The following is a 22,978-nucleotide window of genomic DNA, read 5'->3' on the forward strand; positions in this document are numbered from 1 at the left end:
TGACGAGCGGCCGACTGGCGTGTCAATGTCCAGGGCTGAAGTGAAGCACCGGTAGCCAGGCACTGATGACGCCAGCTTGTTTCACTTTGATTTCCCAGCCCGCGCTGTAGCGCAGCAGCACCGCTGCGCCGTGGCCCACCTGTGCCTGGGGAGGTAATAAGGTGAAACGGTCGTCACGCAGGCTCTTGCGTACTGCCAGGACGAAGGTGCCGATGACCAGGTAGCGGGCGCCCTGCCACCAGGCCAGGCCCCGCGCGTCGAGGTCCAGCCGGGGCAAGGGGACGTCGTCTCGTTGATGCTCGGCCAGCAACCTTGGCACGTCCGGCACCTTGCCCAGCCAGTGCACCGCGCGCACGATCTCCAGTTCGCCGTCGGCGTTTCGCTGTATCTGCGGCTTGAAGATGGCATCCGGGTTGCGCGCATCCACGACGTGCCATTTCGCACCGTCGAACAACACCTGATAGGTTCGCCCGGCCTTGTCTTTCATGTAGTACCGGGAGGGGCCGCCGTCGTTGGCCACTTGTTCGTAGACGCCCTCCTTGTACGGGCTGTCTATCCTGAACCGCAGGTTCTCGGGCTCTTGGCGCAAGGCCAGGCTCGGGTTGACCGCTACAGGGCCGCGCACGGGCAGCTTGCGCAGGGCTCTGGCCATGAAGGTGGCGCCAAGCAGGGACGTCCCTGCTTCCGCGACATGGGAAATACTGTCCATGAAGTATTTAAGGGCTTCGTCGTTCTGCTCGTTGCGCAAGCTGTCCAGGCCCTGCCACAAGGTCAGGAATGCCCTGGCCACGGCGATAGGCAGCAGCAGCCGGGTCGGCAGGGTGACGGTCGCGGCCTCGGCGAGCATGACGCCGTACGCCAGCAGGCTGTTGAGGTCCATTTGTTCGGTGGAGGTGGACAGGGAGTCGACGTTGCTCAATACCTGGCGTACCTGAGCCTCGTAGCTCATGTCGAGAAAGTCGCCCTCGATGGGTTGCAGTCGGACCCGGCTGGCCGCCCCGCGTGCCTGTAGCGTTTGACGCACGGCGGCCTGGTCGCTCAGCCCTGCCCTGGCGGCCAGATACTCACGCAGCGATGGCGTGGCCTTGAAGGTCTTGAGCCATTGAGCGCTGTCCTTGTATTCGCGCCAGGGTCGCCTGTCTGGTGAGTCTGGGGTGTAGTAGACCTGCATGGGCACGCTGCCCGGCTGCGCCGCAGTGATCACCAGCACGCCGCGGATCGTCGCGCCGCTGATCAATAATTGCTGGACCTGCAGCGCATGGCCTTCTACCTGGCAGGGGCCTGCCGGGTTGTCGAGCACGCTGCGGATCCATTGATAGCCGCGCTCGCTGCGGTCCACGCGCAGGTGTCCGGCATACCGGGCCTTGAGCGCTTCGGCGTGCATGCGGGCGTAGGTGACGCTACGGTAATGTTCGCGTCGCCATTGTGCGTCGGGAGAATCCAGCAAGCGGGTGCGAACGAACTGCTCATAGCTGCTTGCCACGTTCAGGTGTCGGATCATGTCCCTCACGTAGTCGGGGGTCAGCCCTTTGCACGGCTGGCCGGTTGGGCAGTGCACCCGGGCCGTCAGGCGATAGTCGCTGTCGAAAGCGGCGATGTTGGTCAATGCCAGTTCGCTCAGGCTATAGCGTTGGGTGACCAGTGTGACGGGGTAACCTGCCTGCTCGCGGGTACGGCCGGGAATCGAGCTGGTGGGGTTGGTGGGCGGTGGAATCGGGCCCGTTTGCTGCGCATAGGTAATGCTGAGCGTAATGCTGGCGGGGTCGATGACCAGGCCCAGGTCAGCCTGCACACGTTTCTTCACAGCCTCACGCGCATAGTCCAGCAGATAGGCGCGCTCCCCGAACTGCTCAATGGTCGGCAATCCCGGGCTTGCGGCGAAGGCCAAGGCCGCCGCCAGGTCGTGCAACGAATGCATGATGTCGATTTTCTGCTCATCGCTGGCGGCCTTGAGCCAGGATGGCAGGTTTTTTTCCAGCAACGCGGCGTAACGGGCTCGCAGGATGGCCTGGTGGTTGAACAGCAGGCCCAGGTGGGCGGCCTGTTTCAGCCTTTCCCCCAGGGCGCCCAGTTCGAGGGGGCCTTGCCAGGCCGCTACCTCCAGTTCCGGCTGCTTGAGTTGCCAGTTGCGCAGGTCGCTGGCCGAGCGCTCGAAGATATCCCCTTGAACAGGCCCCCATATCAATTGTTCTGCACTCAGCACGGCCTGTCGCTGCGCCTCGTTCAAGCCGGTCAACAGGTCCGTGGCCTGACGGTCGTCGTCCAGGCGCTCGGCCACCTCTGCGTAAAGATCCTGCAGCGACGCGAATACTTCCAGACCACCGCCCAGGGTGCTGAGCAGCGCTGTACCGGTATCGGCACCACTGGGTACTTCGGTTTGCTCATGGTCCTCGGGAATGCTGAAGGCGCCAGACAGGTCATAGTGGCCACGGGCGTCGCGCTGGGTGACCACGAAGGCGCAGGGTAGGGTGATGGACACGCTATGGTCGCGGTTGGCGAAGCGGATGCCATACACCCCAGGGCGTTTGAACGCAGGGATAGTGGCCCGCCCGAGGGCGTCGGGGGTTGCGAGCAATTGGTCGAGCAGCTGCTTGCCGGTGTTGTCCAGGGTGCCGTCCAGGGAGCGCAGCGCTGCCTGCGCCTGCAACTGGCTGCGTAGCAGATTTTTCAGCCACAGTGCCAATGGCGCCTGTTGTACCTGTTTGACACGCCAGTAACGCACCAGGTACTCACGGTGGAGCATGGCTGGGTCGCCGGCTACCAGATCGATCAACTGTTGCAGCTGGTGTGGGTAAGACACTATTGCATGGACCTGCCCGCCCTGCCGGTAGGCGGTGAGGGCATCGGCGGCCACCTGAGGCGCATGTGGGTTGCCCAACCGGCGGTGCACCCATTCACTCAATGGTTGTGCATCAATGAGGAAATCCTGCGGGGTGACCTCTTCAGGCAGCTTGGGCAACAGGTCGTGCAGACGGGTGTGCAGTATGTCCTGCAGTGTCGGTAGATCGGCGAGCGCTGCGTCCAGCGCTACGTCCAGTTGCTCCAATTCTTCGATATGGCCGGGGCTGTCCATGATCTGAAACCTTCGTGGGAAAAGGCCAGACTCTAGGGCAGGGGCACAACCCCGGGGTGGTACTTGGCTATGGGCCGGCGTAGTGGCGTACGCGCCGGTCAGAAGCCATATTCCAGCCCAACCCCTGCGTACCAAGACATACCGGGTGCGGCCTCATAGTACCGCTTGTTGCTATCGCCAACGATCACCGAGCCCACGTATTGCCGGTCGAGCAAGTTATCCAGGCGCAGGGTTTCGTGGAAGGTCCAGTGGTCCACCTTCTGCTCGAAGCGCGTGCGCCAGTTGAACACCGCGTAGGCGGGGGCGGCCTTGTCCTGGTTGGTGTCTTCCACATACACCTTGCTGCGGTACATGCCTTCAAGGGCAGTGCTGACCCAACTGCGCGGCTGCCATTTCAGCTCGCCGAACAGGGTGTCCTTCGGCACCCCGGGCAGGTAGTTGCCCTTGTCTACCTGCTTGGCCGTGGTGCCGCTGCCGCTGACGTAGTCACTGTCGTAGGTGGCCTTCAGGTGCGTGTAGGCGATCTGGGTGCTCCAGGTGTCGCTCAACTGGCTGTCCAGCGATAGCTCCAGACCGCGCCGCAGCGTGCGGCCGGCGTTCTGGTAGCTGGTGCGGCCGTCGGTGGAATCGGCGACCACCAGCTCATCGTCGGTGGTGATCTGGAACAGGGCGGCGTTGATACGCGTGCCCTCGCCCACTTTGGCTTTCAGGCCTATCTCATACTGTTTGCTCTCGGACGGCTTCAGGCCGAAGTTGAAGCCTTCGGCTGCGCCCGGAGCGTAGGCCATTTCCGCCTGGGTGGGGGTTTCGAAGCCTTTGCCGGCGCTGACATAGCCATGCAGGTTTTCGTTGAACGCGTACATCACGCTCAATGACGGGGTATTCTGCTGATAATCCTTGCTGCCGCTGGCGTCGCCGTTGCTCAGGAATTTGTCATGCACATCCATGCGCATGGTGCTGTGGCGCAGGCCGGCTTGCAGGGTCCAGTCGCCTAGCGCCCAGTTGGCCTGGATGAAGGGGTCGAGGCTGGTGGCGGTGTCGATTTCGTCGCGCTGCATCGAACCCTTCACGCCGAGTGCATCGCCACTGTAGTTCTGATAACCCTGGCGGTCGTCCTGGCTGCGGTCGTAATCCAGGCCGGCGATCACCTTCAGGTCGCCAGGTGCACTGAGGATCGGCTGTACCCAGTGCAGGCTGCCGCCATAGAAGGTACGGTCGAAGTTGACCACGCCACCGCCGCGAGTATCGGCGGCCGAGCCCTTGGGAATAGACAAATACTGAATCACGCTGCGCGTCCCATAGTAGGCCGTAGCCTGCAGCGTCGCATCGCCGAAATAGCGTTCGTAGTTCGCCCCCAGCTGCTGGTGGTCGATGCTCTTGCGGGTGTTGTAGGTCAATGCGTTGGTGGCCACCGAGCGCGGGTCTGCCTTGTAGGCGTCCCAGGTCTGGCCCAGCGGGTCCTGGGTGCCGTTTTGTTCCAGGCTGCTGTAGATCAGCGCCAGTTTGCTGTCTTCGTCGGGCTTGAGGTTGAGCTTGGCAAAGGTGGTGTCGCGCCGGGCAGCGCTGTGGTCGCGGTAGCCGTCAGTGTCCATGCGTGAGGCGTCCAGCACGAAACCGGTGTCTTGATCGATGCCGCCCTCGGCATAGACGTGGTTCTTGCTCATGCCGTCGCTGCCCATGACTGTCTCCGCGCCCACTTTCGGCGCGCCTTGTCCGTCGCGGGAAAACATCTGGATCACCCCGCCGGCGTTACTGCCGTACATGGTCGCCGCCGGCCCGCGCAGCACCTCGATGCGCTCGGCGGTATCGAGGTTGAACGTGGCGGCCTGGCCCTGGCCATCAGGCGTGCTGGCCGGTATGCCGTCAGCGATCAGCTTCAGCCCGCGCACCCCGAAGGCCGAGCGCGCGCCGAACCCGCGGGACGAGATCTGCAGGTCCTGGGCGTAGTTCTGGCGGTTCTGCACCACCAGGCCGGGCACCCGCTGCAGCACTTCGGAGGCATTGATGCCCAATTGGCCATCCTTGATCTGCTGCTGGGTGACGCTGTCCACCGAATAGGGCAGTTCGAAGCTGCTGCTTTCACTGCGTGCGCCGCTGACCACGACCGAGTCGAGCACGATTTCGGGGGTGTCGGCCTGGGCCAGGGGGCTGGCGAGCAACAGGCCAGTGAGCAAGTGGCGGCGACGCGCAAAGGGCGGGGCAGAAGGCATGACGGGGATCCGGGGCGGTGGAATGTACGAAGGCGGACAAGTCTATCAAGGGGGCGTGCGGCCCGCCTGCTTCCTGATATCTCGGAAAATTCCCACTGCGGTATGGGAAGCCAGCGTCTAGGAGGGCAAGCCGTCGCCTCTATAGCCTTGTCGTCCCCCTAGCGACGGTTGGTGAATCATGATCTTTAGGCTATTGCCGCTGTGTGCAGCGTTATTGGTGAGTGGGTGCATCGTGCGCGAACCTCCCGTGGACAACGATGATCCCTGGCCCGTGATCGATACCGTACAGCCCTACCAGTGCCACGGTGACGGGGCGCGGTTCGGGGCTGCGTGCGCAAGACCTGGCAACCCGTCCCGCGCGCCCTCGCCCCCATATGCAGCCCCCCGCCGGAATGCGCTATAATCCCGCCCTTTCGCCGCCGACAGCCCCATGGCCCTCGGCGCACATATTCCGTTTAAAGAGGCTAGACCCTTGGCATTGACGATTCTTGGCCTGTCCGGCGCCCTTAGCCATGATCCTTCCGCAGCCCTGTACATCGACGGCAAGCTGATCGCGGCCGCCGAAGAAGAGCGCTTCGTTCGCGATAAACATGCAAAGAACCGCATGCCCTACGAATCGGCGAAGTTCTGCCTGGAGCAGGCTGGCATCAAGCCTTCGGACGTTGACGTGGTGGCGATTCCCTTTGCCCCCATCAGCTTGTTCGGCAAGGCCCGCTGGCACTATGCCAAGCGCTACTGGTACGCCCCGGATCGTGCCCTCGACGCGCTGCTGATGGGTAACCGCCGCTACAAGCGCTACCGCAACAAGATCGTCTGGTGCCTGGAGCAACTGGGCTTCGACCCGAAAAAGATCAAGATCGAGCCGGTGGAGCACCACCTGGCGCACGCTTCCAGTGCCTACCACTGCTCGGGTTTCAAGGAAAAAACCGCGATCCTGGGTATCGACGGCAAGGGCGAGTACGCCACCACGTTCTTCGGCTACGGCGAAAACGGCAAGATCCACAAGATCAAGGAGTTCTTCGACCCGGATTCCCTGGGCGGCCTGTACGGCGCCATCACCGAATTCCTGGGCTTCGAGATGCTGGATGGCGAGTTCAAGGTCATGGGCATGGCGCCGTATGGCGACGCCAGCAAGTATGACTTCTCGCGCCTGGCCAGCTTTGAGAACGGCGAGTTGGTGATCAACACCGACTACGCCAACGTCATCGGCCTGCGCCGTTATAAAGAGAAAGGCAAGGGTTTCTACTTCTCGCCCAAGCTGATCGAATGGCTGGGCCCGAAACGCGAAGGCGACATCGCCGACGAGCCGTACATTCACTACGCGGCCAGCATGCAGGCGCTGTTCGAGAAGCTGGCGTTGCAGATGATCGATTACTACCTGGGCGACGTGCTCAAGGAAAGCGGCAAGCTGGCGTTCGCCGGCGGTTGCGCCCTGAACGTCAAGCTGAACCAGAAGATCATCGCGCGCAACGACGTGAAGGAACTGTTCGTGCAGCCTGCGTCGGGCGATGCCGGTACCGCGGTGGGCGCTGCTGCCTACGTGTCCCACGCCCGTGGCGTGCCGGTGGAAAAGATGGAGCACGTCTACCTCGGCCCAGCGTACAGCAACGAAGACGTGATCGCCGCCTGTGCCCGCCACCCCAGCAAGCCAACGTTCCGCAAGCTGGAAAACATGCCCGAGAGCATTGCCAGGATCATGGTCGACGGCAACCCGGTGGCCTGGTTCCAGGGCCGCATGGAATTCGGCCCGCGTGCGCTGGGCGGTCGTTCGATCATCGGTTGCCCAAGCGTCGAAGGCGTGGCTGACCGCATCAACCACCAGATCAAGTTCCGCGAGCGCTGGAGGCCTTTCTGCCCGTCGATGCTCGACACCGTGGCCCCGCAGATGATCAAGATCGATCACCCGGCCCCCTTCATGACCTTCACTTTCGAAGTGGCTGAAGAGTGGAAGACCCGCGTGCCGGAAGTGGTGCACGAGGACGGTACGTCTCGCGCCCAGGTGCTCAAGCGCGAATACAACCCGCGCTATTACGACATGATGAAGGCCCTCGAGGACCTGACCGGCAACGGTGTGTCACTGAACACCTCGCTCAACCGCCGTGGCGAGCCGATGATCTGCTCGCCTACCGACGCCCTGAACATGTTCTTCGGTTCCGATCTGCAATACCTGATCATGGAAGACATCCTGGTGGTCAAAGACGGCGCGAACGCTTATGACACGCTCGGCTGAGCGCCATGTGCTGCAGTTCTGCCACGGCTATGACGGGCCGTTTTTGGACTGCGCACGGCAGTACGCCAGCCTGTTCGCCGGTACCGGCTATCGTGTGACCACGGTCTTCCTGACCGGGGTCGCCGACCCTCAGGTAGCGGCCGGCTGTGCCAGCGATGAAGTGCTGTTCCTGGAATACAGCTCCAAGGCCGTTCGTGGCCTGAAACTGGGCGCCATCCGTGACCTGCGCAAGATCGCTGCCAGCCGCGATTTCAGCTTCTGCATCGCCCACCGCTTCAAACCCATCTACATCAGCCTGCTGGCCACCGACCTGCCGGTGATCGGTGTGCACCACGCCTTTGGTGACTACGAGCGCCGCTCGCGCAAGCTGTTCGCCCACCTGTTCCGCAAGCGCTTGAGCCTGCTGGGGGTGTCGGACGCGGTGCGCGACGACCTGCGCCGTTGCCTGCCCAAGTGGCCGACCGGGCGCATCCGTACCCTGTATAACCGCATTGACGTGGCGGCGCTGCAGGCCAGCCAGTGGCCCGCCGAGCAAGCGCGCCAGGCGCTCAAGCTCGACGCCGACGCCTGGGTGGTCGGTAACGTCGGTCGCCTGCACCCCGACAAGGACCAGGCGACCCTGTTGCGTGGTTTCGCTCAGGCGCTGCCGGCCTTGCCTGCCAATGCGCTGCTGGCGATCATGGGATCGGGCCGGCTGGAACAGGACCTCAAGGAGCTCGCCACCGAACTGGGCATCAGCGAGCGCGTGCGCTTCCTGGGCCAGGTGCCCGAGGCGCGCCGTTACTTCCGGGCCTTCGACGTATTCGCCCTGAGCTCCGACAACGAGCCGTTCGGCATGGTGCTGCTGGAGGCCATGGCCGCCGGCGTGCCGCTGCTGGCCACGGCCTGTGGCGGAGCCAAGGAGGTCGTGGAGGGCGTGGGCATCCTGTTCCCGTTCGGCGATGCCGAACACCTGGCCCAGGCCCTGGTACACCTGTCGACCCTGGATGCCGAGCAACGCCAGGCGTGTGCCGAACTGATGTTGCAGCGCCTGGCCGAGCGTTTCTCGGACCAGGCTGTCAGCGAGACTTTCTGGCGCCTGCCGCAAGTCACCGATATCATTGCGGAGGCTTGATGCTTAACCGTTTTCAAGGCTGGCGTGAACGCGGCTGGTCCCAGATCGACGCTGCCACCTACGCACAGGTCTGGCAGCGTTTTGGCGGTAGCGTGGCTACCCACCCGCTGGTAGTGGAACGCTTGGCCGGCCTGGCGGGTATTCCGGTGCGCTACCTGGGCTGGGAGCACAACGGCGAGCTCAAGGCGGCCATCCCCACCTGGGGCCGCGCCCTGGCCCTGTCCAAGGACGTACTCAAGCGCGCTGGCAAGAAAGGCCTGTTCGACCTGGGCAATGCCGAACTGATCCTGCCGGCGGCGCCCGATGCACAGGCGCCCCTGCGCCATGCCGGGCGCTACCTGTCGGAACTCAATCAGGGGCGTTTTGCCGATCTCAAGCCCCAGGCTGAATCACTGGCCATGGCCCGAGCGCCGGAAGACCTGTCGAAGAAATTCCGCTACAACCAGCGGCGCGAACTGCGCCTGCTGGAAGAGGCGGGCGGGGTGGTGCGCCCAATCAGCGACTTCAGTAGCAGCGAGGTGGCGGCGATGTATTGCGACCTGTTTCAGCGCCGCTGGGAATTCCCCGCCACCGGCGCCGAGCACATGGCCGAAGTGGTGCACTTGCTTCGCGAGCTGTTGATCGGCTCGGTGCTGTTTCTGAACGACGCGCCCATCGCCATTCAACTGGTCTACCGCGTCGAAGCCCCTGAGTGGGTCAGCGTCGAATACATCAATGGTGGCGTCGACCCACAAAACCGGGCGTTCAGCCCTGGCAGCGTGCTGAGCTTCCTCAACACCCAGGCCGCATGGGAAGATGCCCGAACCCTTGGCAAGGCATTGCGGTTCTCCTTCGGTCGCGCCGACCGCGAGTACAAGGACCGCTGGTGCAACCCGGTACCGGTATTCCAGCTTTGAGCCGAAAACAGCAGCTACTCAAGCGTCATCGTCGCAACAAGCGCCTGGCCCTGCTGGCCGGGCTGGTGGTGTTGGTGCTGCTGGGCGTGCTGGTGAAGGGGTGGCTGGCGCCGCTGCTGGCCGTGCTGGCCTGGGTCGCCCACGAGGCCTGGTTTGCCGACCACCTCTTCTATGACCCGAGCGATGATTACCAGTACAACTTCGGTGCTCAGGCACTGCAGCCGGGGGTAACCCTTACCGATGGCCGCTTGCGCGTGAACGACGCCCTGGCGCTGGCAGGGAGCGAGACGCTGATCCTGGCCATGCGGGTCAAGGCAGGCTGGCTGGGCCGGTTCGTCGACCCCGTGGTGGAAATCAGCGCTGCTGGCCAGGTCGATCGTCAGGCGTTCGAACGCGGCGCCAATGGCCTGCGCTACCTGAACCTGAGCAGTTTCGGCGCGGCCCTGTCGGCAGGCGACCTGCAACTGCGTGGGCGCCATTGCCGCCTGGTTGGGGAGCCGCGCCTGTGGCTGTGGCGCCACCCCGAACTGCGCAACCGCCGGGTGATGGTCATCGCCCCCCACGCCGACGACGCCGAGTTGGCCGCTTTCGGGCTGTACGGCCAGGCTGATAGCTGGATCGTCACCCTCACGGCTGGCGAAATCGAAGCCGAACATTACCAGGCCATGGGTATGCCCAAGGCTGAGGCTGCACGGCTCAAAGGTCGGCTGCGGGCCTGGGACAGTATCGCCGTGCCTGCCTGGGCTGGTGTAGCGCAGGAGCGGTGCGTGCAGCTGGGTTATTTCTGCCTGCAGTTGCCGGCGATGCAGGCCGCGCCCGACCAGGCCATTGGCTCGCGGGAAGCCGACCTGGCCGATACCCGGCTGTTTCGGCAGTACAACCGTGTGCAGTTGCCAGGCGATGCCGACGGCGTGCCCAGCTGGAACAACCTGCTGGCTGACCTGCGTGCGGTGCTGGAACTGGCCCGCCCCGAAGTGCTGGTGATGCCGCACCCGGCCATCGACCCGCACCCGGACCACATCTGCTCCCAGGCGGCGGTGAAGGAAGCGTTGCACGGCTCGTCCTGGCAACCTGAACTGATACTGGGCTATGCCAACCACCTGCACGACAATGACCGATGGCCCATGGGCGATGCCCACGCGGGCGTCAGCCTGCCACCTTTTTTTGATGGTTCGCAGGTCATGGTCCCCTGCAGCCTGGAGCTGACACCCGCCACCCAGGTGGACAAGGCCATGGCCTTGGGCATGATGCATGACTTGCAGCCGGCCCCGCCCTTCAAGCGCCGCCTGCGGCGCTGGCTGCAGCAGTGCCTGGCCGGCAGGCGCTGGCCGCCCTATGGCGAGAATGAATTCATGCGCAAGGCCGTGCGCCGCCATGAGCTGTTTTGGATCGATTCGCCGTCGCGGAGTAAAGAATGAAGGTGCTGTTCCTGGTACAGAAAGAGCAGCGGGTGATCCTCGATCGCCTTTATCAGGCCGTGGCCGAGCACTGTGAATGCGACCTGCGATGGCTGGACAGTGCCGACCAGCGTGACCTGCGTGGCTATTTTCGTCGCGAGGTGAACGCAAGCCAGTACGACCGCATCCTGTTTTTCCTGCGTTTCAAGCAGGAAGTCCGGCAGGTGGCGTTCATTCGGAGCGTACCGAACCTGGTGATTCTGGAGCACGACGCCTACCAGAATTACATCGACTGCAAGTACACCGGCAAATTCAGCCGCCACTACCGCAACATTCCCTGGGCGCGGGTGATCAGTTCGGGTTTCCAGGTCACCGAACGGTTGCGTCAAGAGGGTGTTGACGCCGTGTTCGTCGCCAAGGGCTACGACCAGACGCTGCTGCGCGACCTGGGTGCCGAGCGCGATATCGAACTGGCCTTCGTCGGCAGTACCAACAGCGTCGCCTACAGTGGCCGCAAAGTGCTGCTGGACGAATTGGGCGCGCGCGAGAACCTGCTGGTGACGCGTACCAAGTCCGGTGAGGACTACCTCAATACCCTCAACCGCATACGTTTCTTCGTCGGTGCCGATGTCGGCATGGGCGAGTACATGATCAAGAATTTCGAGGCCATGGCGTGCGGTTGCGTACTGCTGGCATGGGACCAGGGTGAGGTAGAGAACCAGGCCCTGGGCTTCGTCGACATGCATAACCTGGTGCTGTACCGCAGCGTAGAGCAGTTGCAGGAGAAGCTCGCGGTGCTGCGCGCCGACCCGCAGCTTGCCCGGCGTATCGCCCTTAACGGCCAGCAGTTGGTGCAAAGCCAGTACAGCTTCGCGCGTATCGGTGAGCAGATCGTCGAAGCCATGCGCCCCGCGCTGCGCCCGGCGGCGCTGCGCGGCGGCCTTGGCGAGTGGTGGCTGCGGCTGCGTCGAGCACTGGCTGGCTAGTTTCATTTGAACAAACGGGCATGAGGGTGCAGATTCACTCGTCATGCCTTTTTTGCGGCCCCCGGCCTGCATGGCTAAAGGACTCGAGAATACGGATGTCTACCCTTGTACCGTCGCTGCCGGCCAACCGGCGTATCTGTGAGCTGTTGATTCAGTACGTGCTGCCGCTGGGCTGGGTCATGCTGCTCACCAGCCTGTTCTGGGTGGGTAACCGCTCCGCCGTGCATACCCTGTTCTATGTACTGCTGGCATTGCCGACCCTGGTGGTGGTGGTCTTGCGCCCCGGCCTGCTGAAGCCATTGGCCGGCAACAGCCTGTTCATCGCCTTCGTGCTGTTCAGCGTCTACATCTTCATCAGCCAGTTCTGGGCCACCGGCATCGATGGTTTCGATGATGGTTTCAAGCGCCCCTTCTACCTGGGGTTGTTGCTGTTCTCGGCGGGGTTGATGAACCATGTCGACGCCCCGCGCTTCATTCTCAGCACTCGGGCCGCAGCGGTACTGGCAGCGGTGTGCGCGGTCGGTTCGCTGCTATGGTTCATGTGGGCGCCGCGGCCCATCGATGGCCGCCTGACCGGATACGGGGCGCTGGAAAATCCATTGCTCACTGCCCACGTCCTGGGGGCGTTCGCCGCCTACTGGCTGGCAAGCTGGATGCTGGCGCCGCGGATGCTCGATGCGCTGTCGCTGCTGTGCCTGGCGGCGCTGGGTGCGGCTATCCTGGCCACGGGTTCGCGTACGCCCATGGTCGGGCTCAGCGCCGCGGTGCTATGGCTTCTGGTGGTTGGCAATCGCCGCCGTGCGTTACTGCTGGTGGGCCTGGTGGCCGCTTTGCTGCTGGTGCTGCTGGCAGTCGACCCGGCGCAGATCACTCAGCGCGGAGTGTCTTACCGGCCATCCATCTGGGCCGAGTCCCTGCACCAGATCAGCCTCAAGCCGCTGCTGGGTTATGGGTATGGTACCTCCATGACCGTGAGCATCCCGGAACTGCAAAACGTCACCTTTGCCGACCCGCACAATATCGAGCTGGGTGTGCTGTATTCGGCTGGTATCGTGGGCCTGGTGCTATGGCTGGGGCTTTACGGGGCCGCGGCGCGCTGGTGCTGGCAGTTGCGCCACGATCCGCTGATGGTCATTGCCAGTACGTGGCTGGTCTATGGCTTCGCCGCAGGCCTTACCGAGGGCAATGCATTCTTCTCGCGACCAAAGGAACACTGGTTCCTGATCTGGATTCCCATGGCGATGGTGTATGGTCGTGCGCTGGCACTGCACCTGAAGGCGCGCCAGCCGCACGGGTCATGAAGGGTGCTGAGGGGGGCGGGGCGCCAGTAGCCTGAACAGGCCGCGCACGGTCTTGCGGTTCCAGTGGCGGAGCGGGATCTGCTTGAGGGTTTCGCGCGCCAGGGGTTTGTTGTTCTTGGCGAACTTGAGAAACATCGAGTTGCGAAAGCGCATGCACACCCGTTCGTAGTCCGGGTGGTCGCTGAATTCTGCATAGGTGCGCAGAACGTTGTCGATCATGAAGCGGCCATTCTTGAAGGTATTGGTGGGGTGGTCGCGGTACTGCGCCAATACTTCGCCCAGCACGTCTATGTAGTAGCCGGCGCGCAGAATGGCCAGGGTGATGTAGATGTCTTCCAGGCGAATCTCGGGGTTGAATCCCCCCACCCGCTGCAGCGCCTCGCGGCGGAACATCAGCGTGGCGGCGCTGGGGCCCGGCTTGCGGCCCAGGAACAGGTCATCGAACTCCAGGCGCCGGAAAGGCAGGTCGCGGTGGCGCTGCTCGCGAGCGCCCATCACCTGGCCGTGGTGGTCGATGGTTTCAACGTTGGCCGAGCAGGCCCCCACTTCCGGCTTTTCGGCCAGGTAACTGACCTGGGTGGCGATGCGGTGGGGCAGCATGATGTCATCGGAACCGAACGGCACGATCAGCGTGCCACGGGCGCGGGCGATACCGGCGTTGAGCGTGCGCGACAGCCCCTGATTTTCCTGCACCTGAAGGTCGAAGCCATGGCGAGCCTGCAGCGCGCTGAGCACGGTTACGCTGTCGTCCTGTGAACCGTCGTCGATGACCAGCAACTCTATGTTGGGGTAGGTCTGGTTCAGCACGCTCATGATGCTGGCCTCTACATAGGCCGCGTGGTTGTAGCACGCGATGAGAACTGTCACTAGCGGCTGATCATGGGTCGGTGCAGTCATAGAGTGGCCTTGTGCAGAATTCTCGTGCAGACGCGCGACAGCATCCATTGAGACAAGTGTCGCTGACATCACCTAAGGTGGCTGTTGTCAATTGAAGGGGGCGTTCACAGGCCGAGCGCACCGTTTCCACGATCTTGCCATGGGATCAAGTTGAATGCATCCCCGCCTGGCAGGTCAGACCAGGCGTTGGGCCAGTTGTTCACTGCTCCATTTTTGCGGCGCATGGCGGGCGTAGGCGTCGAGAAAGGGTACACCGCCGTCCTGCAACAGCCACTGGCGATCTTCCTCATAGCGCAGCATGTGCTGGAAGTTGCGCAGGCACAGACTCTTGCGCAGGATCCAGGGATAGGTACGCAGGTCGGCGATGTCGATCAGGCCCAATTCGTTCTGTGGCGTCATCACCACGTTGCCCAGGTGCAGCGAGCGGAAGTACACCCCACGTTCATGCAACTGCGCGACGAACCGGGCGAACTGGGTCAGCAGCGCTCGCGGCGGCGGGACGTCGCCCGTGATCAGCTGGCGCAGGGTCTGGCCGGGCAGCGGCGCGTAATGCACCACGTCGCGTTCTATCTCGGCTACCCGGTAGGTGCCCAGGATCTGCGGGCAGGGGATGCCGCGTTTGCGCAGCGCCAGGGTATTGCTGGCGAAGCGGCGGGCATAGGGAAACAGCGCTGCCGAGGTGATCACGCGCTTGCGGCGAAACAACTTGAGGAAGTTGCCATTGGGCAGCAGCAGAACCTTGTCGCCGTGACCGTCGGCTTCGATGACCCGGGCGCCCTGGCGAAGAACCTGATAGTCCGCGTAGTCGAGTGTTTGCATGCCGGCCCCCTGAAAATAGCCGGCTATCATACCCCAGCTGGCCCCCATACGCTTAACCCGCCGCCCCTGTGGTAGTATTTCCGTTCTCTTGTACGTGCAGATTTTTATGAGTCATTCAGAAAAAGCCGAACCGTCCAGCCTCAAGATCTACCTGCGCCTGCTGTCCTACATGCGGCCGTATGTGGGTATTTTCGCCTTGAGCATCGTAGGCTTCCTCATCTTTGCCTCCACGCAACCGATGCTGGGCTACATCCTCAAGTATTTCGTCGACGGCCTGACCAACCCCAATGCCTCGCTGTTCCCCACCGTGCCGTATCTGCGCGACCTGCGCCTGCTGCAGGCGGTGCCGCTGCTGATCATCCTGATCGCGGCCTGGCAGGGGCTGGGGTCATACCTGGGCAACTACTTCCTGGCCAAGGTTTCCCTGGGCCTGGTGCAGGACCTGCGCATTCAGTTGTTCAACAACCTGCTGACCCTGCCCAATCGCTATTTCGATCAGAACAACTCCGGACGCCTGATCTCGCGCATCACCTTCAACGTGACCATGGTCACGGGCGCGGCCACCGACGCCATCAAGGTAGTGATCCGCGAGGGCATGACCGTGGTGTTCCTGTTCGGCTCGCTGTTACTGATGAACTGGCGCCTGACCCTGGTCATGGTCGCTATCCTGCCGCTGATCGCGGTGATGGTGCGTACCGCCAGCAGCAAATTCCGCAAGCAGAGCAAAAAGATCCAGGTGGCCATGGGCGACGTTACCCATGTGGCTTCCGAAACCATCCAGGGCTACCGCGTGGTGCGCAGCTTCGGCGGCGAGACGTTCGAGCGCGAGCGGTTCTTCAACGCCAGCCAGAGCAACACCGACAAGCAGCTGCGCATGACCCGCACCGGCTCCATCTATACGCCTCTGCTGCAACTGGTGATCTACACCGCCATGGCGGTGCTGATGTTCCTGGTGCTGCTGCTGCGCGGCGACGCATCGCCGGGCGACATGATCGCCTACATCACCCTGGCGGGCCTGTTGCCCAAGCCTATCCGGCAGTTGTCGGAAGTCAGCTCCACCATTCAGAAGGGTGTCGCCGGCGCCGAGAGCATCTTCGAGCAGTTGGACGAAGAGCCGGAAGTGGACAACGGCACCGTGGAGCGCGATCGCGTCAGCGGCCGCCTGGAAGTGCGCAACCTGAGCTTTACCTACCCCGACAGCGAGCGCCGGGTGCTGGATAACATCAGCTTCACCGTGGAACCTGGGCAGATGGTGGCGCTGGTGGGGCGTTCGGGCAGCGGCAAGTCGACCCTCGCCAGCCTGATCCCGCGCTTCTATCACCACACCGATGGCGAGATTCTGATCGACGGTGTGGAGGTGGAAGACTTCAAGCTGATCAACCTGCGCCGTCACATCGCCCAGGTGACCCAGCACGTGACCCTGTTCAGCGACACCGTGGCCAACAACATCGCCTACGGTGACCTGGCCGGCGCGCCGCGCGCTGACATCGAGAAGGCCGCGGCCGACGCCTATGCCATGGATTTCGTGCAGCAACTGCCCAACGGTTTCGATACCCAGGTGGGTGAGAACGGGGTGCTGCTGTCCGGCGGCCAGCGCCAGCGCCTGGCCATTGCCCGTGCGCTGCTCAAGAATGCGCCGTTGCTGATTCTGGACGAGGCCACTTCGGCCCTTGATACCGAGTCCGAGCGGCATATCCAGGCAGCATTGGACCAGGTCATGAAAGGCCGTACCACCCTGGTCATCGCCCACCGCCTGTCGACCATCGAGAAGGCCGACCTGATTCTGGTGATGGACCAGGGCCAGATCGTGGAGCGCGGTACCCACGATCAGTTGCTGGCGCAAAACGGCTTCTATGCCAAGTTGCATGCCATGGGCCTGGACGAGCCGGTGACCGCCGACATCACCTGACAGCCCCATGTAGCCAGGACCTTACGTTGGGGGCGGCCTTTGTGTCGCCCCCTTTACGTTGTTGACCAAGGGTAAATATTTCTTCAGCCTTGCGTTGCTATTGTCGAGTCTCGCTGTCGCGGGTAGCCCACGTGGGCCACCGCACTCAAACGGGTATCGCAATGTTTCAACGTTTCGTCTGGAAGTTACTTCCCAAGTCCCAGAGATCCTTTCTGCTGGGGCGCCTGTCGGTCGTCGACCGCCAGGCGGTCAACAAGTCCATGTCGGCCAACCTGCGCTTTCCCGAGCCGTTCGCCCAGCGCGACTGCCTGTTCATACACGTGCCCAAGTGCGCGGGAAGCAGCGTCTGTGCTGCCTTGTTCGATGGCTGGTACCCGGGCCATATTCCGCTGTACTGGTACGAACAGCAGTTTCCTCGCCAGTTTGCCGCCAGCTTCAAGTTCGCCTTCGTGCGCGACCCTCTTGAGCGTGCCTATTCGGCGTTTGCCTACCTCAAGGGCAACCCGCCCAACGACCGCGACCAGACGGCGCACGCCATGGTCAACCAGTACACCGATTTCAACCAGTTCGTCAGCTACTGGCTGCATGCCGACAACCTGCACAAGCAGATTCATTTCGCTCCGCAAACCGACTTCCTTGTCGACTCGCTGGGGCACATGCGCATGGATTTCATTGGCCGCCAGGAAAACATCGGCGAAGACTTCGGCCAGTTGTGCGGACGCTTTGGCCTGGAGCGTGAGCTGCCACGGGTAAACCCGTCGCGCCAGCGCCTGCATGCCCAGGCGCGGGACTTCTGTTCCGTCCGCACGCGGCGCCTGGTTCGCCGCGCCTACCAACGTGACTATGAGCTGCTCGGCTATGAATGAGACCTTGTCTGGGCTGGATCATGCACCGCAGATCCGGCCTTGGGTGCTGAGTGTCGCCACCGACGCACGTGCGGCGATCAAGGGCCAGCAACCACGCTGTATCTGGTTGACGGGGCTGTCCGGCGCTGGCAAATCTACCCTGGCCAACGCCCTGGAAATACAGTTGCACCAGCGTGGGTTGCACACGTTTCTCCTGGACGGCGATAACGTTCGCGGCGGGCTGTGCAAAGACCTGGGCATGGGCGCGGTAGCGCGCAAGGAAAACATGCGGCGCATGGCCGAAGTAGCGCGGCTGATGGTCGAAGCCGGGTTGGTGGTGATAGTCGCGGCGATTTCCCCCTTTCGCGCCGAGCGCGAGGCCGCCAGGGCGTTGTTCGGTGCTGGCCAGTTCGTGTCCGTCTACGTAAGCACCTCGTTCGACGCCTGCGCGCGCCGCGACCCCAAGGGCCTTTACAGTAAGGCGTTAAGCGGGCAGATCAAGGATTTCACCGGGTTGGACAGCCCCTACGAAGCGCCCCTTGACGCCGAATGCGAGATCGATACCGCAAGCCTGTCCGTGGAAGAAGCTACCCAGGTCTTGCTCGACCATCTGCAGATCGCCTGAGCGGGAAGCGGGTGCCCCTGCTGTGCTAATATCCCGCCCTTGTCTATTTGTATGTGGGTTGCCCATGAAGTTGTCCATGCCGCGATTCGATCAAGCCCCTGTCCTGGTGGTCGGCGATGTCATGCTCGACCGCTATTGGCATGGTGGTACCTCACGGATTTCTCCCGAGGCGCCAGTGCCGGTGGTCAAGGTCGAGCAGATCGAGGATCGCCCAGGTGGCGCGGCCAACGTTGCCCTGAACATCGCCGCACTCGGCGCCCCGGCGTCGCTGGTGGGTGTCACCGGCCAGGACGAGGCGGCCGAAAGCCTCGTCAACAGCCTGCAGGCCGCCGGTGTGCGTGCCCATTTCCAGCGCATCGCCCACCAGCCGACCATCGTCAAGCTGCGGGTCATGAGCCGTCACCAGCAATTGCTGCGCATCGATTTCGAGGAGCCTTTCGCCACTGACCCGCTGGCGCTGGGTGCTGATGTGGAAGAACTGCTCGAAGGTATCAAGGTGCTGGTGCTGTCTGATTACGGCAAGGGTGCGTTGAAGAACCACCAGGCGCTGATCCAGGCCGCCAAGGCCAAGGGTATTCCGGTGCTGGCCGACCCCAAGGGCAAGGATTTCTCCATTTACCGTGGCGCCAGCCTGATCACCCCGAACCTGAGCGAGTTCGAGACCATCGTTGGCGGCTGCGCCGATGAGTCGGAACTGGTGGCCAAGGGTGCCAAGCTCATGAGCGACCTGGAGCTGGGGGCGTTGCTGGTAACCCGTGGCGAGCACGGCATGACCTTGCTGCGCCCCGAGCACCCGGCGCTGCACCTGCCGGCCCGGGCGCGCGAAGTGTTCGACGTGACCGGTGCCGGCGACACGGTGATCTCCACCCTGGCCGCCGCCATCGCCGCTGGCGAGGAACTGCCCCACGCTGTGGCGCTCGCCAACCTGGCGGCTGGCATCGTGGTGGGCAAGCTGGGTACCGCGGCCATCAGCGCCCCGGAACTGCGTCGCGCCATTCAGCGCGAAGAAGGGTCGGAGCGTGGCGTGCTGGGCCTCGACCAGTTGCAACTGGCGATCGAGGACGCCCGGGCCCACAACGAGACCATCGTCTTTACCAACGGCTGCTTCGACATTCTCCACGCGGGCCACGTGACTTACCTGGAACAGGCACGTGCCCAGGGCGATCGCCTGATCGTGGCGGTCAACGATGATGCCTCGGTCAGCCGCCTCAAGGGCCCTGGCCGGCCGATCAACAGCGTCGATCGGCGCATGGCCGTGCTGGCGGGCCTGGGCGCGGTGGACTGGGTGATCAGCTTCGGTGAAGGTACCCCGGAAAACCTGCTGACCCATGTGCGGCCTGATGTGCTGGTCAAGGGTGGCGATTACTCGGTGGACCAGGTGGTGGGCGCTGACATCGTCAAGGCCTACGGCGGTACCGTGAAGGTGTTGGGGCTGGTGGAAAACAGCTCGACCACCGCCATCGTCGAGAAAATCCGCAGCAACTGAACCTGCTTGCAGTATGGGGATCGGCCACAGGGTGCTCCCAGCGATTGAGGCCATCCCTGTGGGACCGGACGCCAGCTCGGGAAGCAGACGGCGCGGTATTCTAGGCATACCGCGGTGCGGCGTTCCCCAGCTTCGCCTGGTCCCACAGCGAACGGCAGGGCGGCAAGTAGGCTATTTGTGCAGATTGCCCCGGGCCAGGCGCAGCAGTGCCCGGGCCTTGTGGGTGAGTTTGCGCAGGCCGGTGCGGGGTTTGCGCACTTCGGCCAGGCCCTGATGGTTCAGCCAGTCCTTCCAGCGAATTCGCTCTTCCCGTACCACCCAGCCTTCCTGTGGGGCGAAGCTCTCCGCCAGGCACAGGCCACGGGTACTGGCTGGGTGCAGTTGGCCTTTTTTCAGGGTGTACAGCTCGGCACACGGCTTGCCTTCGTTCAGCGGCATCAGGTACAGGTCTGGTTTGCTGCGGTCCAGGCGGGCCACCAGTTGCTCTTTTTCCAAGCGTTCATCCACATGGAACAGGCTCAGGTTGCGGGCTTCCTTGGGCAATTCCAGGCGCAGGTCATACACCAGTTGCAGCGACGCCGTGGGCAGGTGCACATAGGCGCGCGGGCGTTCGATCAGGTTGAGGCTGCCGGTTCGCACGGGCAACGCGGCGCCGGACAGCGGGCGCAACCTGAACGGCAGTTTCTCCCGGTAATGCAGTGCGCCGGTGTAGGGCGTCGGCAGCCAGGTGTCGTTGAAGCGGCCGATCAACCAGCCTTCAGGGGTTTCCAGCAAGCACTCTTCGGCCACTTCCTGAATCGCGGTCAGCAGCGGCAGGTTCATTTCATGGGCGGGCACGTAGCCGGAGATCAGCTTGAGCACCACATCGCCACGGTCCTGGCGGCGCTGGCGCACCAAGACCCAATACTCACGGTTCTGCCAGGTCAGGGTCAGGCGTACCGAAACCCCCAGGTTCGCCAATTCCAGGGCAAAACGCTGGGGGTCTTCCACGCTCACCTGGCGCCGGCGCTGCAAGGTCTGGGCGAAGTTCAGCGGCATGCCAACGCTCTGGTAACTCAAGCCTTCGGGCGTGGCTTCGACGAACAGTGGCAGGGTCTTGAAGTTGCTGGGGTTTTTTCTTATCAGGGTACGCGGCATGTCGGCTCCTTCTTGCGTCGGGGTCGGCCGCGTGGGCGGCTCCGGGTGTTTCAGCTCCCGCGAATGACAGCGGCTGCGGTGGTCACATTATGGGCCAGGTGCAACGGGTTGATGGTTCCGACAATAGCACTGGCCACGCCGGGGTGGGCGAACAGCAGCTCGAAACTGGCCCGTACCGGGTCGGTACCCGGGCTCAGGCAGGCATGGCCACTGGCCAGAGCCTTCTTCACCAGAATCGCCTTGCCATGGCTGGCAGCGTAGTCCAGTACCGGGCGTTCGCCTTGCTCGTTGAGATTGTAGGTGACCATGGCGCAGTCACCCGTCTCCAGCGCCCTGAGGCCACCTTCCACGGTCTTGCCGGAAAAGCCGAAGCCGCGCACCTTGCCTTGCTCTTTCAGGCGCGCCAGTGCCTCGTACACACCCGTATGTTCGAGAATGTGCAGGTCGTTGCCGTCGGAGTGCACCAGCACCAGGTCAATGTAATCGGTCTCCAGGCGCTGGAGGCTGCGCTCCACGGAAAAGCGCGTGTGCTCGGCGCTGAAGTCGAAGCGCGACTGGCCTGCCTCGAATTCTTCGCCCACCTTGCTGACGATCACCCATTCCTGGCGCTGGCCGCGCAACAGCGGGCCCAGGCGCGTTTCGCTGGTGCCGTAGGCGGGCGCGGTGTCGATCAGGTTGATGCCCAGCTGCCGGGCCTGGTCCAGCAGTTGACGGGCCTGCCCGTCGTCGGGAATGGTGAAGCCGTTGGGGTACTTCACCCCTTGGTCACGGCCAAGCTTGACGGTACCCAGGCCCAGCGGCGAAACGCTCAGGCCAGTGCTGCCCAGGGGGCGGTGCAGGTCGTGCAGGGTGGCCAGGGTCATGGCAGCAGTTGCTCCCAGGGCGCCTGGCCCAGGGCGGGGCGGGGCAGTTCGGGCAGGCTGGGGTGTTGGCCCGGCTTGATGCCGTCACGTTCCAGGCTGGCGATCACGCGGTCGGCGAAGTCCGGGGCCAGGGCCAGCTTGGTGGGCCAGCCCACCAGCAGGGCGCCTTGCTCAGCCAGGAACGCATTGTCCGGGCGAACCAGGCCCGACTGTGCCGGTTCGGCACGGTCGACACGCAAGGTGGCCCATTGCACCTGGCTCAGGTCGATCCACGGCAAAAGTTGCCCCAGTTCTTTGCGCGCCGTGGCAATCTGCTGTTCAGGCGTGCGTGCCACGCCGTCGGCCTCGGCGATGTCGCCACCCAGGTACCACACCCACTGGCCATCGTGGGCCGGGTGGGTCGTAACGGTGATGCGCGGCTTGGTGCCACCGCCCAGGCAGTGGGCGTACAGCGGCTTGAGGCTGGCACCCTTGGCGATGATCATGTGCAACGGCCGGCGTTGCATGGCGGGCTGGTCCACGCCCAGGTCTTGCAACAACGTGGCCGTACCGGCACCGGCGCTCAACACCACCCGGCCGGCGCGGATCTCGCGGCCGTCGACACGCAGGCCGGCCAGTTCACCGTTCTGTAGCAAAGGTTCGAAGGTTTCGCCGGCCAGCAGGCCGTCACCGCCCAGCTGTGCCAGCCGTTCGATCACGCTGGGGGTGTCGACCACCAATTCCGCCAGGCGGTAGACCTTCCCCTTGAAGGCCTTGTCCTGCAAGGCACGCGGCAAATCGCTGCCTTTGACCTGGTCTACACGGCCGCGCACGGCCTTGCTGGCGAAGAAACTGGTGAGATTGCCCGCCAGGGTGCCTGGCGACCACAGGTAATGGGCCTGGGACAGCACGCGCACGCCACTGAGGTCCAGCTCACCAGTGCCGGCCAACGCTTCGCGCCAGCGTCGCGGCATGTCGGCGATGGCCTCGCTGGCGCCGGTCAGTGCCCCGTGCAGGGCGTACTTGGCGCCGCCATGGATGATGCCCTGGGACTTGAGGCTCTGCCCGCCACCCAAGCTGGCATTTTCCACCAGCACGGTCGAATAACCCAGGCGCCGCAAGCGGGCGTTGAGCCACAGGCCGGCGACGCCAGCGCCGACAATCAGCACGTCAGTGGAAATAGCGGATGACATCAAGCAACCTCACAGGCG

Annotated in this window: 17 protein-coding genes; 10 read left to right on the top strand and 7 right to left on the bottom strand. The window is 63.5% G+C overall.

The features are described 5' to 3' along the window. Positions 1-22: 22 nt before the first annotated feature. Positions 23-3,073 (bottom strand): dermonecrotic toxin domain-containing protein, encoded by a 3,051-nt coding sequence (locus HWQ56_RS02510; RefSeq protein ID WP_176569708.1) that lies wholly within the window; start codon positions 3,071-3,073, stop codon positions 23-25. 98 nt (positions 3,074-3,171) lie between these two features. Then, positions 3,172-5,283, bottom strand: a complete 2,112-nt coding sequence (locus tag HWQ56_RS02515) for a TonB-dependent receptor family protein (RefSeq protein ID WP_176569709.1) — start codon at positions 5,281-5,283, stop codon at positions 3,172-3,174. Between the two features lie 472 nt (positions 5,284-5,755). On the opposite strand from HWQ56_RS02515, the gene HWQ56_RS02520 reads away from it, so the two are divergent. The 6 genes from HWQ56_RS02520 to HWQ56_RS02545 all read left to right on the top strand — a co-directional run bounded on the left by HWQ56_RS02520 (position 5,756) and on the right by HWQ56_RS02545 (position 13,207). After that, positions 5,756-7,513: a carbamoyltransferase family protein gene (locus HWQ56_RS02520; RefSeq protein WP_158157168.1), complete on the top strand. Its 1,758-nt coding sequence runs from the start codon at positions 5,756-5,758 to the stop codon at positions 7,511-7,513. Further along, entirely contained in the window at positions 7,497-8,627 is a 1,131-nt protein-coding gene (locus HWQ56_RS02525; RefSeq protein ID WP_158157170.1) for a glycosyltransferase, read from the top strand. Before HWQ56_RS02520 ends, HWQ56_RS02525 begins: the two co-directional genes overlap by 17 nt. Beyond that, complete coding sequence (locus HWQ56_RS02530) at positions 8,627-9,523, top strand: antimicrobial resistance protein Mig-14 (protein WP_176569710.1); 897 nt, start codon at positions 8,627-8,629, stop codon at positions 9,521-9,523. Before HWQ56_RS02525 ends, HWQ56_RS02530 begins: the two co-directional genes overlap by 1 nt. Beyond that, positions 9,520-10,941, top strand: a complete 1,422-nt coding sequence (locus HWQ56_RS02535; RefSeq protein ID WP_176569711.1) for a PIG-L deacetylase family protein — start codon at positions 9,520-9,522, stop codon at positions 10,939-10,941. Before HWQ56_RS02530 ends, HWQ56_RS02535 begins: the two co-directional genes overlap by 4 nt. Continuing rightward, positions 10,938-11,906 carry a glycosyltransferase family protein gene (locus tag HWQ56_RS02540; RefSeq protein ID WP_158157176.1) on the top strand — a complete coding sequence of 323 codons (969 nt, stop codon included), beginning with the start codon at positions 10,938-10,940 and terminating at the stop codon, positions 11,904-11,906. The genes HWQ56_RS02535 and HWQ56_RS02540 overlap by 4 nt, the downstream gene beginning before the upstream one ends. 95 nt (positions 11,907-12,001) lie before the next feature. After that, the gene (locus tag HWQ56_RS02545) at positions 12,002-13,207 is read left to right on the top strand and encodes an O-antigen ligase family protein (protein WP_176569712.1); all 1,206 of its coding nucleotides are present in this window, start codon (positions 12,002-12,004) and stop codon (positions 13,205-13,207) included. On the opposite strand, the gene HWQ56_RS02550 is transcribed toward HWQ56_RS02545, so the two are convergent. Both HWQ56_RS02550 and HWQ56_RS02555 read right to left on the bottom strand, forming a co-directional pair. Next, a complete protein-coding gene (locus tag HWQ56_RS02550; RefSeq protein WP_176569713.1) occupies positions 13,202-14,104 on the bottom strand; it encodes a glycosyltransferase family 2 protein in 903 nt (300 codons plus the stop codon). The genes HWQ56_RS02545 and HWQ56_RS02550 overlap by 6 nt on opposite strands. A gap of 174 nt (positions 14,105-14,278) precedes the next feature. Further along, positions 14,279-14,923 carry a phosphotransferase gene (locus tag HWQ56_RS02555; RefSeq protein WP_158157182.1) on the bottom strand — a complete coding sequence of 215 codons (645 nt, stop codon included), beginning with the start codon at positions 14,921-14,923 and terminating at the stop codon, positions 14,279-14,281. A gap of 106 nt (positions 14,924-15,029) precedes the next feature. Between HWQ56_RS02555 and msbA the strand changes: the two genes are divergently transcribed. The 4 genes from msbA to hldE all read left to right on the top strand — a co-directional run bounded on the left by msbA (position 15,030) and on the right by hldE (position 19,788). Then, entirely contained in the window at positions 15,030-16,832 is a 1,803-nt protein-coding gene (msbA, locus tag HWQ56_RS02560; protein ID WP_176569714.1) for a lipid A export permease/ATP-binding protein MsbA, read from the top strand. 161 nt (positions 16,833-16,993) lie between these two features. Next, on the top strand, positions 16,994-17,698 hold the full coding sequence (locus tag HWQ56_RS02565) for a sulfotransferase family 2 domain-containing protein (protein ID WP_176569715.1): 705 nt from the start codon (positions 16,994-16,996) through the stop codon (positions 17,696-17,698). After that, entirely contained in the window at positions 17,691-18,302 is a 612-nt protein-coding gene (cysC, locus tag HWQ56_RS02570; protein ID WP_158157188.1) for an adenylyl-sulfate kinase, read from the top strand. The genes HWQ56_RS02565 and cysC overlap by 8 nt, the downstream gene beginning before the upstream one ends. Positions 18,303-18,366: 64 nt before the next feature. Continuing rightward, positions 18,367-19,788, top strand: a complete 1,422-nt coding sequence (hldE, locus tag HWQ56_RS02575) for a bifunctional D-glycero-beta-D-manno-heptose-7-phosphate kinase/D-glycero-beta-D-manno-heptose 1-phosphate adenylyltransferase HldE (RefSeq protein ID WP_176569716.1) — start codon at positions 18,367-18,369, stop codon at positions 19,786-19,788. A gap of 171 nt (positions 19,789-19,959) precedes the next feature. Here the strand turns inward: hldE and HWQ56_RS02580 are convergent, their stop codons facing one another. Genes HWQ56_RS02580 through HWQ56_RS02590 form a run of 3 tightly spaced genes read right to left on the bottom strand, consistent with a single transcriptional unit; the run spans position 19,960 to position 22,960 of the window. Next, complete coding sequence (locus HWQ56_RS02580) at positions 19,960-20,925, bottom strand: metal ABC transporter ATPase (protein ID WP_176569717.1); 966 nt, start codon at positions 20,923-20,925, stop codon at positions 19,960-19,962. 50 nt (positions 20,926-20,975) lie between these two features. Continuing rightward, positions 20,976-21,788: an aldo/keto reductase gene (locus HWQ56_RS02585; RefSeq protein WP_176569718.1), complete on the bottom strand. Its 813-nt coding sequence runs from the start codon at positions 21,786-21,788 to the stop codon at positions 20,976-20,978. After that, on the bottom strand, positions 21,785-22,960 hold the full coding sequence (locus HWQ56_RS02590) for an NAD(P)/FAD-dependent oxidoreductase (protein WP_176569719.1): 1,176 nt from the start codon (positions 22,958-22,960) through the stop codon (positions 21,785-21,787). Before HWQ56_RS02590 ends, HWQ56_RS02585 begins: the two co-directional genes overlap by 4 nt. Between the last annotated feature and the right edge of the window lie 18 nt (positions 22,961-22,978).

Source organism: Pseudomonas eucalypticola, assembly GCF_013374995.1.
Lineage (GTDB): Bacteria > Pseudomonadota > Gammaproteobacteria > Pseudomonadales > Pseudomonadaceae > Aquipseudomonas > Aquipseudomonas eucalypticola.

Excerpts from the sequence above, each read along its gene's own strand:
- HWQ56_RS02510 (WP_176569708.1), bottom strand. The coding sequence starts at position 3,073 with ATGGACAGCCCCGGCCATATCGAAGAATTGGAGCAACTGGACGTAGCG.
- HWQ56_RS02515 (WP_176569709.1), bottom strand. The coding sequence starts at position 5,283 with ATGCCTTCTGCCCCGCCCTTTGCGCGTCGCCGCCACTTGCTCACTGGC.
- HWQ56_RS02525 (WP_158157170.1), top strand. The coding sequence starts at position 7,497 with ATGACACGCTCGGCTGAGCGCCATGTGCTGCAGTTCTGCCACGGCTAT.
- HWQ56_RS02530 (WP_176569710.1), top strand. The coding sequence starts at position 8,627 with ATGCTTAACCGTTTTCAAGGCTGGCGTGAACGCGGCTGGTCCCAGATC.
- HWQ56_RS02540 (WP_158157176.1), top strand. The coding sequence starts at position 10,938 with ATGAAGGTGCTGTTCCTGGTACAGAAAGAGCAGCGGGTGATCCTCGAT.
- HWQ56_RS02545 (WP_176569712.1), top strand. The coding sequence starts at position 12,002 with ATGTCTACCCTTGTACCGTCGCTGCCGGCCAACCGGCGTATCTGTGAG.
- HWQ56_RS02550 (WP_176569713.1), bottom strand. The coding sequence starts at position 14,104 with ATGACTGCACCGACCCATGATCAGCCGCTAGTGACAGTTCTCATCGCG.
- HWQ56_RS02555 (WP_158157182.1), bottom strand. The coding sequence starts at position 14,923 with ATGCAAACACTCGACTACGCGGACTATCAGGTTCTTCGCCAGGGCGCC.
- msbA (WP_176569714.1), top strand. The coding sequence starts at position 15,030 with ATGAGTCATTCAGAAAAAGCCGAACCGTCCAGCCTCAAGATCTACCTG.
- HWQ56_RS02565 (WP_176569715.1), top strand. The coding sequence starts at position 16,994 with ATGTTTCAACGTTTCGTCTGGAAGTTACTTCCCAAGTCCCAGAGATCC.
- cysC (WP_158157188.1), top strand. The coding sequence starts at position 17,691 with ATGAATGAGACCTTGTCTGGGCTGGATCATGCACCGCAGATCCGGCCT.
- hldE (WP_176569716.1), top strand. The coding sequence starts at position 18,367 with ATGAAGTTGTCCATGCCGCGATTCGATCAAGCCCCTGTCCTGGTGGTC.
- HWQ56_RS02580 (WP_176569717.1), bottom strand. The coding sequence starts at position 20,925 with ATGCCGCGTACCCTGATAAGAAAAAACCCCAGCAACTTCAAGACCCTG.
- HWQ56_RS02585 (WP_176569718.1), bottom strand. The coding sequence starts at position 21,788 with ATGACCCTGGCCACCCTGCACGACCTGCACCGCCCCCTGGGCAGCACT.
- HWQ56_RS02590 (WP_176569719.1), bottom strand. The coding sequence starts at position 22,960 with ATGTCATCCGCTATTTCCACTGACGTGCTGATTGTCGGCGCTGGCGTC.